This window comes from Brevibacterium sp. SIMBA_078, assembly GCF_046534565.1.
Taxonomy (GTDB): domain Bacteria; phylum Actinomycetota; class Actinomycetes; order Actinomycetales; family Brevibacteriaceae; genus Brevibacterium.
This window is the reverse complement of record NZ_JAWRYQ010000397.1, coordinates 1-254: the sequence shown is the minus strand read 5'-3', so window position 1 is coordinate 254 and position 254 is coordinate 1. Positions and strand designations below refer to the sequence as shown.

The following is a 254-nucleotide window of genomic DNA, read 5'->3' as shown; positions in this document are numbered from 1 at the left end:
CAAGGCGCTGGAAGCCGAGCGTCAGTCGATTCAGGAGCAGATCGACATCACCAGCCCACTTGCATTGAGTGGAGCCGTCAGCCGCATAGACGTGCTGCGCCTGGAGCAGCAACGGGCGGAACTTGAGGGCAAGATAAGTGACACGCGCAATGCCTACGTGCAGGACGCTTACAAGGATCTGGCACAGCGTCGCGCAAAACTGACGTCGCTGCGGCAAGATGTGGTCAGCAAGCAGGATGAGTTCATGAGAACCG

Annotated in this window: 1 protein-coding gene; it reads left to right on the top strand. The window is 58.7% G+C overall.

Features of this window, described 5'->3' with window-relative positions; genetic code table 11:
• The coding region (locus tag SB749_RS20175) for a hypothetical protein (protein ID WP_410711876.1) at positions 1-254 on the top strand (254 nt) is incomplete at both ends.